The organism is Streptomyces sp. STAM6 (genome assembly GCF_054963715.1).
Map to the genome: position 1 here is coordinate 1 of NZ_JBUEFZ010000081.1, position 3,261 is coordinate 3,261.

Consider the following 3,261-nt stretch of genomic DNA (forward strand, 5'->3'; position numbering starts at 1 on the left):
CGCGATCGAGCCGCACACCGAAGCCGACCCGGCCGCCATGCTGTTCACCGTCTACGCGGCGGCCGGGGCGATGATCGGCAAGAGTCCGCACATCCTCACCGGCGGCGTTCACCATGGCGCCCGTGTCTGGCCGCTCATCATCGGCCGGACCGCGGGCGGCATGAAGGGAACGTCGTGGGCCGAGACCCGCCGCGTACTGCGCTGCGCGGACGGGGACTTCGACCACGCGCGGGTCATGAGCGGCCTGTCCTCCGCCGAGGGGCTCATCATCCAGGTGAGGGACCCGAGTGGTGACCCGGAGTCAGACAGCTATGACGAAGGCGTGGACGACAAGAGGCTGCTCATCATCGAGTCGGAGTTCGCGTCCGTCCTCGCCCAGGGGAAGCGCGAGGGGAACACCCTCCTTCCCCTCATCCGGCAGGCATGGGACGGCGGCACCCTCCGCACCATGACTGTGAAGCCGAAGATCGCCACCGACCCACACATCGGCATCGTCGGCCACATCACCCCAACCGAACTGCGCATGCGCCTCAACGAAGCCGAGCGGGCAGGCGGCACCATGAACCGCTTCCTGCCCGTCCTCTCTCGACGCTCCAAGCTCCTACCGGACGGCGGGAACCTGCCGGAGGCGGACGTGAAGGCCCTCGGCGCCGAGCTGCTGAGCGTCATCGAGAAGGCCAAGGGCATCGGCCAGATGAAGCGCAGCCTGCAAGCGGCCGAGCACTGGCGCGCGCTCTACAAGCGGCTCGCTGCCGACCACGCCGGCGACGGCCCGGTGGCCCAAGTCGTCGCCCGGGCCGCACCCCAGGTCCTCCGCCTCTCCGTCACGGCCGCGCTGCTGGACGGCTCCGACTACGTGGACCTGCCGCACCTCGAAGCCGCAGAAGCGATGTGGGACTACGCCGAAGACTCCGCCTGGTACGTCTTCGGCGGCGGATCCGGCAACCCCGACCTTGACCGGCTGAAGACATTCGTGGACGCCGGCGGAGAGGCGGGCGTCACCCGGACCGCCATCACCGCCGAGTGCTTCGGGCGCAACAAGAAGGCATCCGAGATCGACGGACTCCTGACGGAACTGCTGAAGATCGGCGGTTACGAAGAGTTCACAAAGCCGACCGGCGGGCGCCCCACAAAGGGGGTGCGACGAAAAAAGCCGAAGTAACGAATTAAGCCGCTGACCTGCGCAGATGTTTCGGGGCTTTATTCGTAGCTACGAAGAAAGCCCCCACCATCCAAGCCGCTGACCAGGTTCTTTCGTTCCTTCGGCTTAGTTCGTAGCCGAAGCCCCCAACCACCCCGACCACTACCCGGAGTGACAGTGACCGCCATTAAGGCCAAGCTCCAGCGCCGCCCGGTCAGGTACTGCGCGACCTGCGCCCGACCGGCCCGCAAAGCCAGCCACCTGCCCTGCTCCAAAGGCTGCGGAGCGTTCCTCTGCCGCAGCCACCACCAGTGCGCCAAGCAGCACAACCAGCACTGCCCCAACCGCGAAACCGCCTACACCGACAACCCCCAGGGGGCGCAGTGAGTACCCAGCCAGCCGACCTGGGACTGGCCGCATGCGGCGTGACCATCGCGGCCCTCCGAGGACACCGCGACTCCATACAGTTCCTCCTCGACCTGCCCCCGGCCGAACGCCTCGCCGTCGCCACAGCCGCCCTCCTCGCCCTCGGCGAAGCCGTCCGCTCCCTCCCCGGAGGCGAGGACATGGCCGGCCAAATCGCGCTCGGCATCCAGCAAGGCATCCCCAACGTCATCTCAGGAGAGTGACCCCATGACCCAGCGCCGCACCCCCGAGCAGCAGGCCACCGACCTTCAGGGCCGATTCCTCAAGCCCGCCAGCCAGCTCAGCGCCGAAGCACAGCGCGTCATCGACGGCACCATCCAGCAGGCCGCCCAGCAGCGCGACCAGGAAACCGCCGCCCTCCAGCGCACCCTCGACCGCCGCTCCCTGACCGACCACGCCAAGCGCGCCGCCGCAGCCGCCACCTACCGGCGCCAGCAGGCAACCCAGCAGCAGCTGTACGAACAGCACATCGCCGGTATCGACGCCCACAAGCAGAAGCTCGCCAACCGGGCCTTCGGCAGCGACAAGCCCCTGGACCCGCAGACCGCGATGAGCGTCCGCCACGCACGCGCACAGGCCGCCGATGTCGAGGACCCCCGCCAGGCCGAACAGCTCATCCGTGACGCCATGTTCACCGGCGACACGTACCTGGCCCGAGCAGCGGCCGCCGTCGCCTACGAACGCGGCTGGCACCAGGTCGTCGACATCTGGGGCGAGCAGAACCAGGACGCCATCCGCCATCTCGTCGAACTCAGCCAGATGCCCGACACCCGGGACTTCGCCTGGCGGGCCTCCACCGGAGGCCAGTTCATGGCCCCCAAGCCCGACATCCTCGAAGGCCTCCGAGAGCACGAGATCGACGCCCTCGCCCGCGACGACTCCATGGACGGAGACGCAGCCTGATGTACGGCACCGACACCCGACTTGCCGACGTCGCCGTCCGCGCAGCCCGCCGGCGCAAGCTCACCGTCCCCCACGCCATCGACGACGCAGCCGCCATGTGGCAGGTCATCGTCGACGCCGGACACACCCCCCACCCCGAACGCCTCACCGCCAGCAACATCCCCGACACCCCCGGCCAGCTCGCCAAGCTGATTGCCGAACGGGCCGAAGCCAAGCGGCACGCCGACTCCATCCGCGACGTGGCCGGCGACTTCCGAGAGCCGATCGTCAGCCGCTACAACCAGCTCGTTCAGGAGCAAGTCCCCGGCTGGATCCGCGCCCTGCAGCCCGAGTTCCTCACGCTCACCAAGGCACTCACCGCCCAGGCTAAGAAGCTCCCCACGGAACTGCGGGTGCAGACCATGGACTGGAACGATCCCAAGGTGAGCTCCGCGTGGGAGAAGGCCGAGAGTGTCGCGCTCCAGCTCGACCAGCTCGTCCACGACCGGCAGGACATGGCCAAGGCCGTCGGCGGAGACAAGGGCCGAGACAGCGACCTGTACGCCGTCGCCCTCATGCCCCAGCCCACCATCGACGACGTCTTCAACGACACCCTGCGAGACGTCGTCGGCCCCGTACTGCGCGAGTGGCGAGACCTCAGGCAGCAGCCCGTCACCCGCTGGCTCCACCTCGCACGCGCCGAGTGCGTCACCCTCCAGCTCGCCGACCCAGGAGAAGTCACACAGCGAGCCGAAGCCATGGACCGCTGGCGCGACGCCATCGCAGCACGGCACATGGCAACCGGACGAAGC

The 3,261-nt window shown here is 68.6% G+C and carries 5 protein-coding genes; all 5 read left to right on the forward strand.

The window, feature by feature from the left end; translation table 11 throughout:
- Positions 1-1,162 (forward strand): YfjI family protein (locus tag ACY34K_RS33760; protein ID WP_462754076.1); only part of this gene is annotated, 1,162 nt, incomplete at its 5' end.
- A 156-nt stretch (positions 1,163-1,318) separates the two neighbouring features.
- On the forward strand, positions 1,319-1,528 hold the full coding sequence (locus tag ACY34K_RS33765; RefSeq protein WP_462754078.1) for a hypothetical protein: 210 nt from the start codon (positions 1,319-1,321) through the stop codon (positions 1,526-1,528).
- Positions 1,525-1,770 carry a hypothetical protein gene (locus tag ACY34K_RS33770; protein ID WP_462754080.1) on the forward strand — a complete coding sequence of 82 codons (246 nt, stop codon included), beginning with the start codon at positions 1,525-1,527 and terminating at the stop codon, positions 1,768-1,770. Before ACY34K_RS33765 ends, ACY34K_RS33770 begins: the two co-directional genes overlap by 4 nt.
- Positions 1,771-1,774: 4 nt before the next feature.
- Positions 1,775-2,470, forward strand: a complete 696-nt coding sequence (locus ACY34K_RS33775) for a hypothetical protein (RefSeq protein ID WP_462754082.1) — start codon at positions 1,775-1,777, stop codon at positions 2,468-2,470.
- Positions 2,470-3,261: hypothetical protein (locus ACY34K_RS33780; RefSeq protein WP_462754084.1), on the forward strand; the 792-nt coding region annotated here is incomplete at its 3' end. The genes ACY34K_RS33775 and ACY34K_RS33780, both read left to right, overlap by 1 nt.